Source organism: Candidatus Leptofilum sp., from assembly GCF_965223285.1.
Taxonomy (GTDB): domain Bacteria; phylum Chloroflexota; class Anaerolineae; order Promineifilales; family Promineifilaceae; genus Leptofilum.
The window spans coordinates 2,383,129-2,402,485 of the sequence record NZ_OZ244997.1; the positions used below are offsets into that span (position 1 = coordinate 2,383,129).

The following is a 19,357-nucleotide window of genomic DNA, read 5'->3' on the forward strand; positions in this document are numbered from 1 at the left end:
TTAACTGTGGACCAAAGTGGTAACGGCGGGCAGACCGTTTAGCATCATTACCCCCAGAGGCAACCCAATAATTGTGGCGCACAGCAAGTAAGCCAACAGTGCCCAGATCAAGCTAAACCACCAGCCGAACAGTACAAAATAAGCAGCCCGGATTAGGAATGGTGCATTGGAAGCGGGTAGGAATTGGGAACGGCCGTCTTTCATGTCCGTCACCATCACCCCAGGTCGCGCCTTCAGGGTAAGCACCTGCGGCACCCGGTCAATCATCCACAAACCTAACGGCAAACCGATTATCGACGCATTCAACGCCCAGGCCACCAAAATCCAGATGCCTGTTAGCTCCCAGCCGAACACGAAGAACCAGATCACGCGCAGCAAAAAGGGCGTTTCTGGGTTATTTTCTTTTATTTTCATTGTTACCGAATCAGTACTCATTTTTAGCCTCACACAGTAATTGGTCAACTCAGAGAATGTGACCAACCATATTTTAATTTATATAATGCTATACGCCTTTTCAACCAAAATGTTGCAAACTAGGAGAACACAATGCTCGAATTAATCGTCCGTGAACCGGCTAAAAAAACAAAACAGACACCCTTACTTTTTATTCATGGTGCCTGGCATGGGGCTTGGTGCTGGGATGAATATTTCCTGCCTTATTTTGCTGAACAAGGGTACGCTGTCTACGCGCCTAGCCTGCGTGGGCATGGGCAAAGTGAGGGTCGGGAACGGCTGCGCTGGACGGCAGCAGCGGATTACGTGGCTGATGTGGCCGAAACGGTTGCCAAGCTGCCGCAGCCACCAATCATCATCGGGCATTCGATGGGTGGCTATGTGGTGCAAAAATATTTGGAGACCACGACGTTGCCAGGGGCGATCTTGTTGGCCTCCGTACCGCCGCAAGGTGTTTGGCGAATTGCCTTACGGTCAGCATGGCGTTTTCCAAAGCAATTTGCAAAGTTGAACTTAAAATTGAGCTTGTATCCACTGGTGGAAACGGCCGAACTGACCAAATTTCACTTCTTCTCCCAAGACATGCCTCAAGAACAGGTCAACCGCTACTTTACCAAATTGGGCGATGAATCGTATCGCGGCTTTTTAGACATGCTCCTTTTCAATTTGCCGCGCCCGGCTCGCGTGCAGACGCCAATGTTGGTATTCGGTGGGCAAGACGATGCGATTTTCAGCATGAATGAAGTAAAAGCCACGGCCCACGCCTACAACACAACACCCCATTTTTTCCCAATGGCGCATGACATGATGCTGGAAGCAGGCTGGGAACAAGTGGCGGGAAAGATGTTGATGTGGCTAGAAAATCAGGGAATTGATTAATCGTGAATTTTGAATTGTGAAAGATATGCAAATACTCTTCATTCGCAATTAGCCGTTAATTATTCACAATTCAAAATCATATTAGCCATTGGGCATAATCGTGATGAGCGTCATTTCGGGGGGACACATGAAGCGGACGCGGGGGGCACTAAGCCCTTCGAGGCCGATGCCTCGGCTTACATATAGCGTCGTACGGCCGAGTCTATATAACCCCATCACAAAACGGCGTCCTAGCTGGGAGCTGGTAAAAATGGGGCCGACGATGGGCAACCGTACTTGGCCGCCGTGCGTGTGGCCACACACATACAAGTCGATGCCATGCTGCGCTGCTTCGGGCATCAGTTCTGGGGAGTGGTAAACCAGCAGTTGAGGAGCATCGCTTGAGGCAGCTGCCGCCAAACGGGCCAACCGACCCGCATCAACAGGCAAATCGTGGCTGCAATCCATCCCCATCACAGTGAGGGAACGGCCGTTGCCCAAAGCCAGTTCTTGCCAACCATGCCGCAGCAGGGTCACGTTCCGCAAATCATCAAATATAGGCACAACTGTCTCGCGCAAATCAACCGGGGGGCTGCCCAAGGTGGCAAACACGCCATGTGGAGCAGATAGCTGACTGAGCAGTTGACGCACCTGCCGCAAGGTTTCTGGATCACGATTGTAAGACAGGTTCACGTAGTCGCCAGAGATGACGATGAGGTCCGGTTTGGCTTCGCAAGCCAGCTCAAGCACCTTGTTTTCCCGCTCGGTTAGCCGTTCGATATGCAAATCGCTGATGTGCAGCACCTTGATTGGCTCGGTGCCCAATGGCAGGCGGTCGGTGAAGGTCATAACGGCCGTTAACTTGAGCTTAAATGGTTCAAAGAAGTAACCCCGAATGAACGCGGCCGTCCCCACCACCTGCGCCCCCAAGAATAGCCAGAGCGGCCAATTGCCCGGCAGCAATGCGGCCACCGAAGCCAAACCAAGTGTGGCAACCAACCGAGGCAAGGCCAGCACAAAAAGCTGCGCCTTCCAGGGCCCAAAAGAGACTTTTTGCTGTGGCAAAGAAAGCAGCAAAGTTAAGTCGGCTGCTATAAACAGTGCCAGCAAAACCGCTATAAGCTCTGCCATTGCCTGGTCACCCGTGAGCAACCACCAGCCAGCTCCAGTTATAGCGGCCACGGCAAGTGCCAAACCCACCACAAATATACCCGGCAGACGCGTGGGTAGATGAAAGAGTAGCATGATTTTGTGCAGCCAGCCTTCTTCTAAAATATCAACTGTCGGTTCGTTCAATTCGTGGCTTTCTTTTGTCAACGTTGTATTTTGCATCGCTAGTTTTTGGTATCCCCTGCATTAGTGTAAAAACCAAAAAGATAGTTGAGTTAAAAAGGTCTCGAAATTGGTTTTTACTTGAGCAAACCAGAGAGAAATCTCGTTTCGTTTTTCAAAATAGTTTCTGTGGTTCGCTAGACAAACTTGCGCTTGGTTCGTCACAGATTTCGTTTGGGAACTACAGTTGGCTACAGGAAGTTGGTCAACGCACGCCCCACCATTTATATCGCTAGCTTGCCCCACTTTTCTTACCGTTTGTCTTACCCAACTGCACGGCCCCACAAACTGTTCACGAACTGCTGACGGCCGTTTGGCATGCTCCTGCCATCAACAACAGTCACTCAATAAGGAGTTTGTAATGTCCACAAACAGTACGACCCAACAAGGCCAAATGCCCAGCTATGCCGTCCGGTTTGCTCTGGGCATGGTTGTCATGGTGATCACTCTCTTGCTCATTTTAACGGCCGTTGGCCCTGTGCTTGGCAATCTGATGATCGATGAGCGGTGTGAAGCCTTAGAAGAATCATTAGACCCATTTTCAACTGAAACGGCCGTTCCCAACTGCTGGCTCATTCAATAAATAGAAATTCATTAAGACTTACACACTCGCCCGAACCAGACTGCATAAGTGCTGATCATTACATTTTGGAGTGTATCGAATGAAAAATTTTACGTACCGAACGTGTCATTTTAACGAAATGGAAGCGGTGACTGACCTGTTTTTTGCCTCACGTGAAGAACTTTGTTTACCAGACCGAACCGCCGCAGAAAAGATTACAAATCTCATATTTACCAAAGGACAGGTAACTGGCGGATTTTTTGAGAACAAATTACTGGGCGCATTGGGTTACTTTTTAGGTGAACCCAAACGTGATTTCAAGAACAGAGAGGTCCTCTACCTGTACGTGGGCGCAATTTTGCCAGGTTATCGCTTGACCCGGCTGTTTCATCATGGCCTTTTATTTACGCTGCAGCGGTATCAGGGAACGGACGTTACCCATCTGCGGCTCCAGGCTGAAAAAGCCAATCCCTACACCAACAAGCTATACGGCCGTTTTGCCCAACCCATCGCCGAAGAAAAGAGTCCACGTGGCGTGCCGGTTATTACCTACGGCGGTTCAATTGAGGACGCCATTGCTTATTTGTCGCGCGGCAAACGCCCGAAACCCAAACCGCAAACGCCTCAACAATACTACGTGGAACACCGTATACGGCCGTGTGTCCAGCCGCATAACCTAAGCCTGTTAATTTCCAATTAATCATCAAGGGGTATTCGATTATGTTAAGTAAAGAAAATTATGATAACAATTATGATGACATCAATGAAGATAATGAAGATATCCCCCTTTCGCGTTGGCTAGGATATGGTTTAGCAATTTTGCTTATGTTGCTGCTGGGGATTCTGATTGGCAGCTGCTTCGGGCCGGAAAGGGTCGTGGAAGTTACTCGCATGATACCTGGTGATGTAACGGAAGTGCCAGTGACCGTTGTTGTGTACGATGAGATCGAAGTCACTCGCATTGTTTCAGAAGTTGGCGTGACGGAAGTGCCAGTAACTCGCATCGTCAACGAGACTGTCGAGGTTACCCGCATCGTTCCCGAAGAAGTGGTTACAGAAGTGCCGGTGACCCGAATTGTGACAGAAACTGAGCAAATTGTGGTCACCAAGATTATACCTGTCCCGCCGGAAGTTACCGTGACGCCCGGAAGCGGCCGTGGCTGTACCCGCTTCGATCTAGAAATTGGGCGAAACCAGGTAGACGGCACGCCGGAGGATGGCATTTACATGATGCAAGAGCCATCCGGCCACCAACTGGCCACATGGACGGCCAAGCAAGGTTGGCTGGACTCCGGCTGGCTACGCAATTTACCTCTGAGCCGTTCAGAAGTGCAGGTACAGGTTTTCTTCTACCCCACAGTTGGTGGAGGTCCCATTCCATTGGAAATTTTGAATCCGGCACCTGGCACAACCAACGGCTGGCTGGCCAACGATGTTTGCCACGCCATCGAGATTCAGTTTCCAGAATGAGGCTGTTCACGAACTGCTAACGGCCGTTTCATAAACTATCTATCATCAATTTCAAGAAAAAAGGAGACAAATCATGATATTGGTACGCGATGAATTTCAGTGCAAAATGGGCGGCGCACACGTCGCCGTCGAGCGAATCAAGGCGCAGGCGGATCTGCTAGAACAGCAGGATGTGATTAAACGGGCGCGGGTGCTCACAGATTTAAGCGGCCGTTTCGAGACCGTCATTTTTGAAGCAGAAGTGGAAAGCCTCGATGCGTATTTCGCCATGATGCGAGCTGCCTTTGCTAACCCCGAAATCCAGGCACGGAGCGCGGCATTGGGCGAAATGCCCCAGCAATCCGGCTCCCGTACCTTCTACACCATCGAAGCAACCTACGAACTGGCTTAATTTCTATCAAGATTGGTTCAATTTTTGCAGGTACCATGAGCACCCCCCAAAGATTGAATCAATCTTCGGACAATTCTGATGAAAAAGTTATCACGCTAATGACAATCAAGCGTATAATATCTCCGGTCATCAAAATCAATGCAACAAGCCAACCCTTGCGTATTCAAATAGTAGCGAAAAACCAATAACTGATTCACAGGGAGATACCAGATGAAACATCAAGCACGCGCCATTGTTATTGGCGGCAGTTTGGCTGGGCTGTGGACAGCTCGCGTTTTGGCCGACCACTTTGAGCAAGTGACCGTTTTAGAGCGAGATGAGCTGCCAACCGGGGTCACTTCGCGGGCTGGCGTGCCCCAAGACAAGCATGTCCACGTGCTGCTAGAGCGCGGCGCACAAATTATGCTCCAGCTTTTCCCCGGCATTGGCCAGGAGCTTGTGGCGGCCGGGGCTAACCGCATTGATCTCACCGAGAATGCGCGTGCCAAAATTCGCGGCCAATGGCTGCCCCAGTTCCAAAGCAACATCATTACCTATGCCTGCAGTCGCCTTCTGCTGGAATCCATTTTGCGGAAGCGGGTTGCTGCCTTGCCCAATGTAGAGCTTTGTGGCGGGGCGCAGGTGCAAGGTTTGGTCACCAACAAGGGCACGGTGGAAGGCGTGCGGGTGCGCTGGAAGGATGGACGGGATGATGGGGTGGAAACGGCCGCTTTCATCGTAGATGCCAGCGGACGAAGCTCCAAATTACCCGATTGGCTCCGGGATATTGGCTACGACGCCCCCGAAGAAACCGTTATTGATGTGAAGTTAGGCTACGCTGGCCGCCGCTACAAAATCCCCACCCCCGCCCCCAGTTGGGACACCATGCTCATTGGCGTGGAACCTCCCCACCAAAGCCGCGCCGGACTCATCTACAGCGAAGAAAATGGCATCTGGATGGTGATGCTGGCGGGCATCCTGGCCGATTATCCCCCAACCGATGAAGCTGGCTTTCTCGCCTTTGCTAAAGATATGGAGCCAGAATTTCACGCGGCCATTCAAAATGCCGAGCCAGTCAGCAACATCATCGGCTACCGCCGCACGGAAAACCGGATGCGCCATTACGAGAAGCTCAACCGCTGGCCCGATGGCCTGGTGGCACTGGGCGATGCGGTTTGCGGCTTCAATCCGGTGTACGGGCAGGGCATGACGGTTTCGGCTATGGCCGCCGCAGAATTGGGGGAGATGCTGAGCAAAAGCAACGGCCGTTTAACTGGCGTAGCGCAATCCTTCCAAAAGAAGTATCCTAAGATTGTGGAACCCGCCTGGCTGCTGGCTACCAGCGCCGATTTGGAATGGCTGGGCAATGAAGAGGCGACTTCACTCCCCGAACGATTTGCAGGCTGGTACATGCCCAAAGTCCTAGACGCCATTCCAAATGAACAGATTGTCCATAAAACCTTCGTCCAGGTACAAAATTTAATCGCCCCATCCACTGCCTTGTTTGCGCCAAAAATAGCGTGGCGCGTGATGCGTCACAGCTTACGCAGCAAGCCCGTACAACCTCTGGCCTAAACAAAAGCGGTTGAATATTTGGAGGGTAACATGAACCACTTTCTAGCATTACGGCACCAAAAAGTATGGCAGCACTTCTCAATTTATAGAGCGCTTACCCTACTCATTTTATTCCTAATATTTACAATGGGAGCGGTGAGTTGTTCAGACCCCCAAACGCCAACGCCAGAAAATAATCAGCCATCTTTGAACGAAGCAACGCCTGTACCAAACGATGAAACAGAGGAAGATGCTCAAGAAATCCTTAATGAATCTGGCACCGAGAGTAGTGGCACAGAAGCTGAGGAAGAAGCAAACAATCAAAGTTCTGACCCAGAAATCCCGGAAAATGAAAACCCCTTTGCTGGCTTAAATCAGGATTGGATTCCAAATTTAGGCAGTTTACGGCCGATTCCAAACGTTCAGATAACAGGTGTGAATGCACCGCTCACTGTTGGGCAAATGGGCGCCTGGCAAGATGAGGCTCCGGGCAACAAAGTAGCCTATGGTTTCACCCTCACAAACACGAGCGCCGACCATTACATTACCAATGTGCAATATCTGGTTACCTTCACCGATGCCGGCGACAATGTTGTCAACGAACACAAAGTTGAGAGTGTGAGAGATTTTTATCCGCTGGAAACAATTAACCTGGGCGAGTCATATTTCCCAGGCAGCACAACCGCCTACGAACTCGTCAAAATTTCCATCATTTCGGCTGAAGCCATACCCATTTCCGACACGCCACTCTCTCTAGAGTGGCGGTCAAGCTTTGTCCCTAGCGCAACCGGCATTTGGCTTCTTCAGGAAAGTGCGGAAGAAGACAGTTCATTAGAAGATACCAATGAAGTCCAATTCAGTTTTAATGTCAGCAACCCCAACGCCAATTTTGTAGCAACAAACAGTACCTTCTCAATTAATATCCTGGATGCAGCTGGCAATATTTTAGGACAGGGTCAAGGAAATATTGGCGACATCCAGCCCTTACGGGGCTGGGATTTGAAGGGATCAATATTTGTAGAATCACCTGATCTTATTGCAGAAACTGAGATCGTGATTGAACCGGAGGAATACACACCCGTTGATCCCACCACCTTACCTACTCGACTTATTCCAAAAGACCAAGTAAGTTTTACAAACCAAAATGCGAATATTATCTTTCCAGGTCTAATCGATTTTGAATTTCACCTAACAGAAATAATAACCAATGGTGGCTTTGATTACATTTTTGCAATTGCCTACGATAGTGATGGCAATGCTATTGGCGGCGGCACCGATGAATTACTAAGCACTCACTTGAATTCCACAGCCCAATCAGTTTATATGCCAATTCGCGCTTCTGGCTTGCCTGATACGATAGAACTTTATTTCTCTTACGATTTTATTGATGATGACCCTGGGAGAGGTGGTGGTGGCAGTCACCCAGGTAGAGACATTTGAGCAACGGGAAGTTTGGCAGGTTAATTGTTGAGGCGTTTTTCCATTTGCTGCAACAAGTTGGCATTATTTAAAAATTGGGCAATTTGGTGAGCCTCTTCCCAAGCTTCACGTCCTTTCTCTGGCTGGTCAAGTCTCTGATAAATATCACCGAGTTGACGCATAGCATACCCATATCCTAGTCGATCCTGCACCTCCCGATAAATCTGGAGCGTTTGTTGGGTCAATGGCATCGCTTTGTTTGGTTCTCCGCAAAGCACATGGTTGAGGCTTATTTCGTGCAACACCATTGCTTCATAGCGTTTATTACCTAATCTGCGAAATATGTTGAGGCAATCAGCGGCAATTTCTGCTGCCCGTGCATAATTTTCAGTCAGGCTGTTTACAACAATTAACTGAAAGATGGCAAATCCCTTTTCCGCTGGATTGTTCATGCTTTCGCTTAGGGCAACGCCTTGTTTAGCATATACTTCTGCACGGTCTAGATCACCGTCGCGCAGGCTAATATTTGAGAGCAGCCGACACAGCTTGATTTGAATAGATTCGTTTTCAACATTTTGCAGCATTTTCATCGCTTCATGTGCGGTTTTCTTTGATAGTTCCGTGTCGCTTTCAGTATTGAAATAAACATCAGCCAAAAGGTAAGTCGCAGCGGCTTCTGCTTCAAGATCGGCAAGCTGCTGATAAATGCTGATACTGTGTTTTAGTACTTCCTTTGCGCTTTTAAACTCCGATTGCTCGAATAAGATCATGCCTTGAAAGTATTTGGTTTTGGCAATAGCTTGATCATCTTCTTGCTGATAAAAGGTTTGCACGGCCGTTTCCAGCCATTCCCAAGCCGCATCATAATTACTTTGCTCAATGGCCACTTCGGCCCAGTTGAGCAGCGTGTGGGCTAAATCTTCGTCGGAGTCTAATTTCTTTGCGGCCGTTTCTGCCAAAGCGTACGCGGTGTTTGCGTCGTGGTAACGGCCGTATCTGAACCAACTCGTCCCCAACGCCTGGGTTAAATCCAGGACCAGCCGCCAGATGCGCTCATCGTGCGCCACCTGCACCGCCGCCAGCAAATTCTCCCACTCTGGATCAAGTGCCTCGAAATTTTCTTGATTCTCTTGAGCATATTTGAGGAAGTAACGCACCATCCGCTCGTTGGCCACGTCGTTGTCGCCCAGCTTTTCGGCGGCAAAGTCAGCCAGCAGGGGATGCTGCCTGTAGCGCGTCTCGCCCACCTCTTGCACCAGCGAGAGCGTGGTGAGCGTGTACAAATCATCTTCAGCCAGGTAGATGTTCCAGTCGGCGACGGCAGCGAGGGCTTGGGCGGTGAACGGCCGTCCCGCAAACACGGCAATCTTGGTAAAAAATAGCTGCAGATTTTCGTCGAGAGCATCCCAGCTCACCTCAAACGAAGCCCGCACGGCCGAATCGCTGATCGCCAGACCGAGCCGCTGCTGCTCATCCTGCAGTCGCTGAGCCATTGCCGCTAGCGTCATCCGGGCGCGGGATTTGAGCCGCTGGGCGGCAATCTCTACCGCCAGCGGCAGATGATGCAGCAAGTTGCCAATTTGTTCCGCAGCGGCCGCTTCTTCCGGGCTGGCCTGAACCCGCTGCTCGCCCAAAATCTCGGTGAGCAAGGCACGGCTGCTTTCTGCCGACAGCTCTGGCACGAGGTAGGCGTGGGCGTTGAGCGCGGCGGCGATGTCCAGATTGCGGGTGGTCAGCAACACCGCCCCGCGTGTCCCGTGCAGCAGCAGCGGACGGGCTTCGGCGGCGTCATCTACGTCATCTAGCAATAGCAGGGTTTGTTTGTCTACCAGCAGGCTCCGCACGGCCGTTTCTCGACTCGCCAAATCCGTTAATCCACTAAAATTATGGTCGTAGGCGCGACCCCACAGCTCCAAAATGTTGCTGGAGTCGCTGCTGTGCGTGTTGGCCCACAGCACGCCATCGGCAAAGTGGGGGCGCAGCTGGTGGGCAACGGCCGTTGCCAGCGACGTTTTGCCAATGCCCCCCATCCCCACCAAAGCCACCACCTGCTCCTGTCGCAGCAAATCGGCCATTTCCGCCAGCACCCCCTCACGTCCCACAAAGTGCGGCGGCGCATTGGGTGCCTGAAACGGGCCAGCGGGCGCAGCGGATTGTGGTGCAGGCGGTACGGGCTGCGGCGGGGGCGTGTTCAAAATAATCTCGTCTGCAGTGCCAGCCTGTACGCCCTGCAAAATCGCCTCTAACGCCGCCCCAACCAAGCGAACCGAAGCCATGCGCTCGTTTTTATCTTTTCGCAGCATCTGATCTAGCAACTTGGTGAGGGCGGGCGGCAAATCGTGGCGGATGGTGCCAATGTCGGGGACAGGTTCTTGCAGGATGGCCATGAGGGTAGCGGCAGAGGTGGGTTTGGCAAACGGCCGTTCCCCCGCCAGCATCTCATACAGCAGCAAACCAAACGCCCAAATATCGGCGCGTTCGTCCAGCGGTTCCCCCTGGCAGGCTTCGGGGCTGAGGTAAGCCACCGTCCCCAGCACCGCCCCATGCTGTGTTAGGGTGGACTCTTCGCCTAGGCGGGCAATGCCAAAATCTGTTAGCTTGGGACGGCCGTTTGCATCCAGCAAAACGTTGGCCGGCTTAATGTCCCGGTGCAAAATGTTCAAACGATGGGCGCGGATCAGCGCGTCGCTTAAATCCAGAGCAATTGAAAGCACCCGGGGCAGCGGCGGCTGGGGTTGAGTGCCCAGAAAATCGAGCAAGTCCCCCCCTTCGATGAGTTCCATCACCAAATAATGGTGTCCCTCTTTCTCATCGGTGGCTAGCAACTGCACAATGTTAGGATGAGACAACTGGCGCAGTGCCTCCCCTTCCCGCCGGAACCGCTCAACAAGCTGCGGATCGTTCGCCACGCGGCTGCGATCCAGCATTTTGATGGCGACGGGCTGCCCCGTCAGGCTGTCACGCCCGCGATAGACCGTGCCCATCGCCCCCTGCCCAATTTGTTCGCCCAACTCATACTTCCCGGCGATGAGGTCAGCCTCGTCTTTGCCAAACGCCCCTGCCTCGATTTGCGCCGCCAGATTGACCGTCTCCCGCTCTGGCGGTGCGCCTAGCTCCTCGTCCAGCACCTGCTGGCACAGTTCAAACTGCGCCAACGCCGCGCTGCGATCCCCAGCCAGTGCCAAAGCCCGCATCTGTTGGCGGTGGGCAGATTCCCGCCACGGTTCCAACTGCAGTTGGCGGCGGGCGGTGGCCTGCGCGGCTACAAAGTCCGCTTGGGTCATTTGCCGCTCGGTCAAATCATCGAGGGCGGTGAGAGCCAGACGGTGCAGCCGCTCCCGCTCCTGGCGCAGCCAGCTTTCAAATTCCAGGCTGTCGCAGGTAAAGCCGGGGAGGAGTTCGCCTGTGTAATGGCCGACGGCCGTTGCCAACTCCCCACGCGCCAAATCTGCCAAAAACGATTGCACATCTAAAACATAATCACTGTCAGGGTTCCACTGAATATTTTGGCGGCTCACCAGCAAGTAGGGTTTTTTTGCCACAGAGAGCACAGAGTTTTGAGAGGATAAACCCTCTTTTTTCTCTGTGTCCTCTGTGGCTTCTATGTCAAAAAGTTGGCGCAGTTGGTAGAGGGTTTGGCGCAGGTTTTTCTTGGCGGTGCTGTCTGGTACGTCTGGCCAAAAGAGGGTGGCCAGAAGTTCGCGGGGGAACGGCCGTTCTGCCTGCATCATCAGATAAATGAGCAAACCTTGCGTGTTCACCGAGCGAAAATTGGTCAGAGGTTTTCCGTCCAATTTCACCTGAAATGTGCCAAAAAAGGAGACTTCTAGCAGGGACATGAGCCATTTTACGCAAAGCGGCCGTTTTTGACGATACCTGTTCACATTTTGCTGACGGCCGTTGCCTAAACTGATGCTGGAACTTCAATAAAGTTCTCGTTTATCAATTTATCCAGTAAAGGTTTATCAGTTGTAAGTTTGGAGGAATCTCATGTTGAAACGTATTTGGAATGCAATTAAAGTCACCTGGCAAGAAGGATCATTAAAAGCGGGCTGGCACGCCTTTTTGGAAGCCAACATCCTTGCTGGATTGGATAAAGCCTATGCAAACAAAGCGTGTCTAGCGGAGCTGCCAACCATCGACCTGGATGCTGCCCACCCAAAATACATTATTTTTTCAGACCAACATCGCGGCGGGCGAAACGGGGCAGACGATTTTCAAGCCTCAGAGCGGGCTTACAATGCTGCGCTCGCCTACTACTTTGAGATGGGCTACCACCTCATTACCCTGGGCGATGTTGAAGAGTTATGGGAAGAACGGCCGTCCAAAGTGCTGTACAATTACGAACATTCCCTGAAATTAGAGGCGCAATTTCACCAAGACGGCCGTTATCATCGCGTCTTTGGCAACCATGACGACATCTGGAAATACGGCCGTCTCGTCAACTACTACTTGCAGAAAAACTTTGGAGACAAACCACTGACCGTCTTTGAAAGCCTCAAAATCCCAGTGCAAAAAGATGGACAGGCAGTGGGCGAATTTTATTTGGCACATGGTCACCAAGGTTCCATCGAGAGCGACTACCTGACGCACCTTTCTCGTTTGTTCGTGCGCTATTTTTGGCGATACTTCCAACAAATCACCAAAAAACGGCTCAACACCCCGGCTACCAATTGGCAAAAGCGCCAATTAACCAATATCGCCATGTACAACTGGGCTGCCGAGCAAGAAAGTTTGGTACTCGTCACGGGGCACACTCATTACCCGGTCTTTGAATCCAAAACGCATGAGGCACAGCTGGTAGAGGCGTTGGCCAATGCTGTTGAGCCAGCTAAAAGAGCCGCCCTTGCTGCCGAGCTGGAATGGGTGCGGGCACAAGGCAATCAGCCCACCCACGCCGATGAAGCCTACCCGGAAACTGAAAAATCATGCTACTTCAACAGCGGCTGTTGCAGCTTCTCTGATGGCAAAATTACAGGGCTGGAGATTGCTGACGGCCGTATCCGCCTGGTGCGTTGGCCAGATGATACGGGCGAACCAAACGTCAAAGAGTTAACATCCGCACCGCTAGACAAGGTATTTGCCACGGTGAACCCGAATTTCACTGTGGAAAAATCAGCCAGTGTGCCAAGCGTGGCCGCTCCCGTCGCCAACGGCCACAAGCACGGTGTGGCTGCCTAGCCAAAACTGTTTTACACCCTCAACTTTGAGGCCATAATTGCCTAAGAGTACCGCCCCAAACGGTACTCTTTTTTTGTCTTACCTTCCCCCCAAAATTCCGCTGACGATCTGCTGACGCAACCCCAAAAATTTGCTGACGAACTGAAGACGGCCGTTCGCTATCCTGCAATCACTTAAGCAAATCACACGAAGTTTTTAGAAATAAGCAAACCATTTTGAATGTGATTTGCCAAGGTAAAAGCGGAAAACAACTCTGAAATTATCAGGAACTTATCCGCTTTTACCCAGCAAAGGGACACCCGGCCGGAACACCCAATGCCCCACAACTTGTATCGGATCAAATAGTTCGTAAAGGAGATTAAAAATGTATAGTTTAATGATTTCGGGTGTTCTATTCTTATCGCAGATCGTTCAGTTTAAACCAGTGATCAGCATCATTTTAGGAACTTGCAACGGTGGCGGTGGTGACCACTGCGGCGGCTAAACCAACTCTTTTGGATGCAATGTATGGGTGTGGCTTTTTGAGCCACACCCATTTTTATTTCTCACCCCACTAAATCCTCTAGCAACTGACGCACCTTTTTCTCTTCCTGCGTATTGCCAATCTGCATATAAATTGCCAACGCATCTTCGGCAAACGTTGTGGCCTCAGCAAGCTGAGCAGCTTGTTTGGCATTCCAGGCCAAATTGTGGTTCAAACGCCCTTGTCGCTCCAAATCTCCAGACGCTTTTGCCAATGTAAGGGCCTTGCACAAATAATCATTTGCCTTAGCAAATTCACCTTGTTTAGTTGCCAACAAGCTCAAATTATTCAAGGTTGAACTTTGTGCTTGCCGATCATTATTTGCCTGACCAATTCGCAATGCTTCCCTCAAAGAAGTTTCGGCCAATGCGGGCTTCGACACCCGCTGTGCGACGTTCCCAATGCTATTTAAGGTAAACCCCTGCCAGCGCAGGTTCCCCAACTGCCGCCAGATTGTCAGTGCAGCTTCAAAAGACTCTAAAGCAAGCCATTCTGTGCCATTGAGGTCTTGCACCACGCCTAAATGAAAAGTAGCAATGCCAATGAGTGACTGTGAATCTATCGCCTGTGCCACGCTCAATGCTTCCTGAAGTTTGTTTTCAGCCTCAGCTAAGTTGCCTTGCCGCCACAATGCCTCGCCCCAGGTGATGTGCAACCGGGCGGTTACCCAGTCGTCGGCTGTTAAAAACAAGGCTTCCTCAATTTGTGCAATTGCCTGGGGATAATCAGAAAGGCGAACGTGCATGGCTGCTTGTTGCGTCAACAGCTTAGCCAGGGCATCGTTTTGCTTGGGGGCTTGCTGACGCAGCCAGGCTGCCGCCTCGCCAAATAGCCGTAAGCCCTCGCGGTAGAGGCCGCGAATTTGGCAAAAGTCGGAGAGGGGGACGAGGGCGGCGAGAATGAGCGAATATTCTTGTTGTGAAACGGCCGTTTCCCACGCCCCCCGAATATTTTCCAATGCCCGAGCAATGCGCTGCACCGCCAAATGCGGCATCTCGCCATTAAGTGCCCCAACCAAATCGGCCACCGCCTGCAAATAGTAATGGCTGTGCCGGCTGGCTGCGCTGTTGGGATCGGACGAATCAGCCAGCTTTTCAGCGGCAAATTCACGCAGCAAGCTGTGAAAGACAAAGCGATCCCCTTCTTGTTGCAGCAGTGATTTCTCTTGCAGGGTTTGCAGTTGTGGCAGGGTGGCATCGGTAACGGCCGTTGCTGCCATCGTGCTAAATGGGCCAAGAAAAACGGAAAGGCTGGCAAATTGGGCTTGCTCATCTGGGGTGAGCATTGCCCAGGAGCTGTCGAACACGGCTCGCATGGAGCGGTGGCGCAGGGGAATGTCGCGGCGTCGCGTGGAGAGATTGTCTATGGAGTGCTGTACAGTGGCAGTAAGCTGGGCAATCATTTGATGACGCAGAGCCGCTGCCGCCAGTTCCAGTGCCAGCGGCAAACCGGCCAACAGGCGGCAAAGTGTCACAACCTCGGCCACATTGCCATCGTTGAGTTGGAAACGGCCGTTGGCTCGCTGTGCCCGATCTACAAAAAGCTGGACGGCGGGGAAGGTAGTAGGGTCCTGGGCAACGGCCGTTGTGTTCAAAAAAGGATCGGCGATAGGCGGCAGCGGCAAACGTGCCAGCGGCAGCACCCATTCGGCCTGAAAGTTGAGCGGCTCCCGTGAGGTGCAAATAACGCACAGGCCAGGTGCTTGATGCAGCAAATCCAATACCAGTTGGGCACCAGCGAGCAGCGGCTCAAAATTATCTAACACCAGCAGCATTTGGCGCGTTTGCATAAACGTTAACAGTTGGGCTTTGCTAGATTGTTGTCCCACCGATGGCTGATCGAGGGCTTGCAAAACGGCCGTGGCAATAACCTCCGGGAGGTTCTGCCCACCAACCTGCTCGTTAACCAAACCTCCCGGAGGTTCAAATGCCAGCCCCGCCAACGGCACAAACCAAACCCCGTCGGCAAACTGGTCGCGTAGCTGCCAGGATACTTCCAGGGCCAGGCGAGATTTACCGATGCCACCTTCCCCTACTAGCGTCACCAGCCGATAATCCCGGTTGGTGATACGCTCGCGCACGGCTGCCAAATCTTCCTCACGACCAAAGTAAGCGGTGACGGGCGCAATCAGGTTGTGCTGTGGGCGCGTTTGAAAGGTTAGCTCCTCTCCGGCGGCAATCTGTTCAGCGAGAGCGGCCGTTCCTGCCTCTGGCTCGACGGCTAACTCTGACCAAAGAATCTTCTGGCATAACGCAAACTGCGCCAACGCCCCCTGCCGGTCGCCTGCCAATGCCAACGCCTGCATCATTTGACGATGAGCCAATTCCCGCCACGGCTCCAACTCAAGCTGTCGTTGCGCCAACGCCTTGGCTTCGGCAAGATTGCCGCTGCTCAACAACCACTCTGTGCGCTGGTGCAGTGCGTCCAGAGCCAAACCGTGCAGTCGCTCTCGCTCCCGCCGCAGCCAATCTTCAAACTCCAGACTGTCGCAGGTAAAGCCGGGCAGTAACTCTCCGGCGTACAAGCCACCTGGATGGCCAACGGCCGTTGCCAAATCCCCCAACTTTAGCAAATGCAAAAACGCTGTGACATCGCAGCGAGCATCACTTTCCGGGTTAAATTGGACGGTTTGACGGGTGACGATGAGAAAGGGTTGGGCCGCATCCTTGTGCGCCAGCAGCTTGCGCAGCTGATACAGCGTTTGGCGGAAATTGGTGCGGGCCGTGCTGTCTGGCTCATCGGGCCAAAAAAGTGCCGCCAGCACATCCCGCGACAACGCTCGCCCCGGATGAAGGGCAAGGTACACCAACAATCCCTGCACGTTGGCTGAGCGAAATTTGGTGATGGGTTTATCCCCCAGTACCACCTGAAATGTGCCTAAAAAGGAGAGGGTGAGCTGCGCCATAGCAAATTGTAAAACGCAACGCCGCTTTGAGCGAAAAATGAAAACTTTGGCACGCAAACGGCTCCACATCTACACTTGGACAATCTCAACAGACTCAGCTCGAAGGATTTTTTATGCACAGCCAACAGAATCGACGATTACGTCACCTATTTTTTTGTGGATTGGCAACGGCCGTTTTCATCTCGTCACTATTCATTTTTCTAACGGATGCCACTGGCAAGGTAGCCCAGCCTACCCACGCTTTAGATCAGCCAGCCCTGCCTGGAAGTAATCCATCATCGACTGACCTAGCTACTTACTTACCGCTTGTAATGGTGCCCGAAGCCCCCTGCGTGTACGTGGAAACCAGTGACGCGGTTGTGATTGAAATAGAGTCGATACCTGCCGTTGATGATTGGCAATTAGAAACCAGCTTCCCTGGCTACATCGGCAATGGATACTACGTCTGGCGCGGGCCAGAATATTATGGTTCCCCCGGCAACGGCATCCTCACTTACCCCATCAGCGTTACAAAATCGAGCGATTACCAATTAAATATTCGCAATTCGCACCCCACCAACCCCAGTTTGTACAACGATGTTTGGGTACGGCTAGACAACGGCCCCTGGATAAAATCATTTTCTAACGTACTCAATGCCTGGACATATGATTTCAACTTTGATCGCGGGGGCGGGAATTTGGGCGCAGCCATCTTTGAGGATGTCACAGCCGGACTTCACACCTTGGAGTTGTCGGCGCGTTCAGCTGGCTTTCGCCTGGATCGCCTGGTTTTCTCGGCAAATGGCAGCGGGCAACTCGTTACAGAGCCTGAATCACCATGTGTGGTTCCCTAGCCGCAATTCACCACCAACATAAACACATCTAAATTGTTCACGAACTGCTGACGGCCGTTTTCTATCCTGCCAGTATCTTATTCACACGTCACGTGCAAAGGAGTGTAAACATGCAGCAGATTCCACAACTTCCAATTCCCCTGCCCCAGGTTCCGTCTTAATGCCTGTCTGAATATTAGCCACAGAGTTCACAGAGAGCTAAGAGGCAAAGGTTCATTTCTCAGATTCTCTTTTTCCTCTGTGGCTTTTTCGGATAGATTCTTAATTCTAAACCGAGGCGGCAGCCGCATATGTTTGTGGCTGTCGCCTGGAAAGAGATAAAGGGAAGATGATATGAGCTATTACCGCGCCGTCACCGTCTACCACTTGCCAGAAAGACGTGCCGAGGGAATTGAAAAATTAAAGCAGCTTAGCCAACTACTCAACAATTTCGGAGCCACCACAGAAATTTTGACCAATTTTGCCGGAGACAGCTTTCGTATTCACGTGGTTTCCCGCTTTGAGACGCTGGCCCAATTCGAGGCGCTCAATGCTTGGGCGGCCACAGATGCCGCCTACCAAACCTGGCTGCAATCGGTACAAGATTTGTTCGACTGGAACCGGACGCAAACCAATCTGTACACCATCATTGTTTGAATCATAACTGTTTACCCACTTTTCACACCAACCTCCCGCAAAAACGGCCGTTCCTTCGTTTAGCTAGTCAGGAGGTTGTTATGAACAAACAGACGCGAATTCTTACAATTGATGGGGGTGGTATCCGCGGTCTGATTCCAGGGCGGATTTTGGTCAGCCTGGAACGAAAGCTCCAGCAGCGCACGGGTCGCCCAGAAGCACGCTTGGCCGAATTTTTCGACCTGATCGCAGGCACCAGCACAGGGGGTCTCATCACTTGCCTGCTGTTGGCTCCCGGCGAAAATGAGTGGACGCCCGCCTGTTCTGCCCAGGATATCGTCGATCTGTACCAAAATCATGGTGCAGAAATCTTCGATGCGCCACTGAGCAAACGCATTCGCTCGCTGAATGGCTTGCGGGATGAACGGTACGAAGCGCACGGTCTGGAACGGCTGATTGACGAGCGCGTGGGCGATTTGTGGCTCAGCCAGCTCATCAAGCCATGCCTCATCACAGCTTACGACGTGACGCAACGCAAAGCCAAGTTCTTCACCCAGCATGATGCCCGCAACGACGACAAGGATTACCCAATCAAGGTCGTGGCGCGAGCCACCTCAGCGGCACCCACTTATTTTGAAGCGATGCCCGGTGAAAACGGCCGTACGCCCTACGCTTACGTAGATGGGGGCCTCTTCGCCAACAACCCCGCCATGTGCGCCTACGTGGAGGCTTACCGCAAGCTGGCAGGCAAGCCCACTGCTGAAAATATGGTCATTCTCTCGCTAGGCACGGGTCAGATTTCCCGTTCGTACCCTTACCGAAGCGTCAAAAACTGGGGCGTAGTGCAATGGCTCAAACCACTCATCGACATTATGATGGCCGGGGCGTCGGAGACGGTGGATTACCAAATGCGCCAATTGTTCCAGGCACACGGCCGTTCCCAAAACTACCTACGGCTACAGGCCAACATTGCCAAAGACGATACCGACCTGGCTGAGCTGGACAACGTGACGCCCACCAATATGGATCGTCTGCTGGCTCTCGGCGTACAGCTTGCCGATGAACACGAAGCCGAACTGGACTCGCTGGTTGAAAAGCTGTTGCCAATTGAAGAACCAACACCAGCCTAAAAAGGCTTATGGATAAAAAGCGTCCATCAGTGTGACAGTCACTTTTGAAAGTGACTGTCACATCCTCAAAAGCGGTGTCCCCTGCAAAACAAGCCCAACCAACACTGTCCAATTCATTGTAATTGGGAGTATTGTTACTTTTAGGCAACCTC

At 52.0% G+C, this 19,357-nt stretch carries 15 protein-coding genes; 11 read left to right on the top strand and 4 right to left on the bottom strand.

The genetic code is table 11. The features are described from left to right. Complete coding sequence (locus tag ACOQPU_RS10975) at window positions 1–435, bottom strand: YccF domain-containing protein (protein WP_420645149.1); 435 nt, start codon at window positions 433–435, stop codon at window positions 1–3. Between the two features lie 111 nt (window positions 436–546). Between ACOQPU_RS10975 and ACOQPU_RS10980 the strand changes: the two genes are divergently transcribed. Further along, window positions 547–1,332 carry an alpha/beta hydrolase gene (locus tag ACOQPU_RS10980; protein ID WP_420645150.1) on the top strand — a complete coding sequence of 262 codons (786 nt, stop codon included), beginning with the start codon at window positions 547–549 and terminating at the stop codon, window positions 1,330–1,332. Between the two features lie 81 nt (window positions 1,333–1,413). Here ACOQPU_RS10980 and ACOQPU_RS10985 read toward each other — a convergent pair whose 3' ends face one another. Continuing rightward, a complete protein-coding gene (locus ACOQPU_RS10985) occupies window positions 1,414–2,643 on the bottom strand; it encodes a metallophosphoesterase (protein ID WP_420645151.1) in 1,230 nt (409 codons plus the stop codon). 361 nt (window positions 2,644–3,004) lie between these two features. Between ACOQPU_RS10985 and ACOQPU_RS10990 the strand changes: the two genes are divergently transcribed. The 6 genes from ACOQPU_RS10990 (at window position 3,005) to ACOQPU_RS11015 (ending at window position 8,039) form a co-directional block, all read left to right on the top strand. Continuing rightward, on the top strand, window positions 3,005–3,226 hold the full coding sequence (locus ACOQPU_RS10990) for a hypothetical protein (protein ID WP_420645152.1): 222 nt from the start codon (window positions 3,005–3,007) through the stop codon (window positions 3,224–3,226). Between the two features lie 79 nt (window positions 3,227–3,305). Further along, window positions 3,306–3,905, top strand: a complete 600-nt coding sequence (locus ACOQPU_RS10995; protein ID WP_420645153.1) for a hypothetical protein — start codon at window positions 3,306–3,308, stop codon at window positions 3,903–3,905. Window positions 3,906–3,925: 20 nt separating this feature from the next. After that, on the top strand, window positions 3,926–4,675 hold the full coding sequence (locus ACOQPU_RS11000; RefSeq protein WP_420645154.1) for a hypothetical protein: 750 nt from the start codon (window positions 3,926–3,928) through the stop codon (window positions 4,673–4,675). A gap of 73 nt (window positions 4,676–4,748) precedes the next feature. Beyond that, the gene (locus ACOQPU_RS11005) at window positions 4,749–5,066 is read left to right on the top strand and encodes a hypothetical protein (protein WP_420645155.1); all 318 of its coding nucleotides are present in this window, start codon (window positions 4,749–4,751) and stop codon (window positions 5,064–5,066) included. Window positions 5,067–5,276: 210 nt separating this feature from the next. Then, window positions 5,277–6,620, top strand: a complete 1,344-nt coding sequence (locus ACOQPU_RS11010; protein WP_420645156.1) for an FAD-dependent oxidoreductase — start codon at window positions 5,277–5,279, stop codon at window positions 6,618–6,620. Between the two features lie 30 nt (window positions 6,621–6,650). Next, a complete protein-coding gene (locus ACOQPU_RS11015; RefSeq protein ID WP_420645157.1) occupies window positions 6,651–8,039 on the top strand; it encodes a hypothetical protein in 1,389 nt (462 codons plus the stop codon). 20 nt (window positions 8,040–8,059) lie between these two features. On the opposite strand, the gene ACOQPU_RS11020 is transcribed toward ACOQPU_RS11015, so the two are convergent. Continuing rightward, window positions 8,060–11,902: a protein kinase domain-containing protein gene (locus tag ACOQPU_RS11020; RefSeq protein ID WP_420645158.1), complete on the bottom strand. Its 3,843-nt coding sequence runs from the start codon at window positions 11,900–11,902 to the stop codon at window positions 8,060–8,062. A 106-nt stretch (window positions 11,903–12,008) separates the two neighbouring features. Here ACOQPU_RS11020 and ACOQPU_RS11025 point away from each other — a divergent pair, with 106 nt between their 5' ends. Beyond that, complete coding sequence (locus ACOQPU_RS11025) at window positions 12,009–13,199, top strand: metallophosphoesterase (RefSeq protein WP_420645159.1); 1,191 nt, start codon at window positions 12,009–12,011, stop codon at window positions 13,197–13,199. Window positions 13,200–13,744: 545 nt separating this feature from the next. Here the strand turns inward: ACOQPU_RS11025 and ACOQPU_RS11030 are convergent. Beyond that, on the bottom strand, window positions 13,745–16,684 hold the full coding sequence (locus tag ACOQPU_RS11030; RefSeq protein ID WP_420645160.1) for a tetratricopeptide repeat protein: 2,940 nt from the start codon (window positions 16,682–16,684) through the stop codon (window positions 13,745–13,747). Window positions 16,685–16,740: 56 nt separating this feature from the next. On the opposite strand from ACOQPU_RS11030, the gene ACOQPU_RS11035 reads away from it, so the two are divergent. From ACOQPU_RS11035 to ACOQPU_RS11045, 3 genes are all read left to right on the top strand, one after another. Next, complete coding sequence (locus ACOQPU_RS11035) at window positions 16,741–17,460, top strand: hypothetical protein (protein ID WP_420645161.1); 720 nt, start codon at window positions 16,741–16,743, stop codon at window positions 17,458–17,460. 333 nt (window positions 17,461–17,793) lie between these two features. Continuing rightward, entirely contained in the window at window positions 17,794–18,096 is a 303-nt protein-coding gene (locus tag ACOQPU_RS11040) for a hypothetical protein (RefSeq protein WP_420645162.1), read from the top strand. Window positions 18,097–18,176: 80 nt separating this feature from the next. Beyond that, a complete protein-coding gene (locus ACOQPU_RS11045) occupies window positions 18,177–19,205 on the top strand; it encodes a CBASS cGAMP-activated phospholipase (protein WP_420645163.1) in 1,029 nt (342 codons plus the stop codon). The last annotated feature ends 152 nt before the right edge of the window (window positions 19,206–19,357 follow it).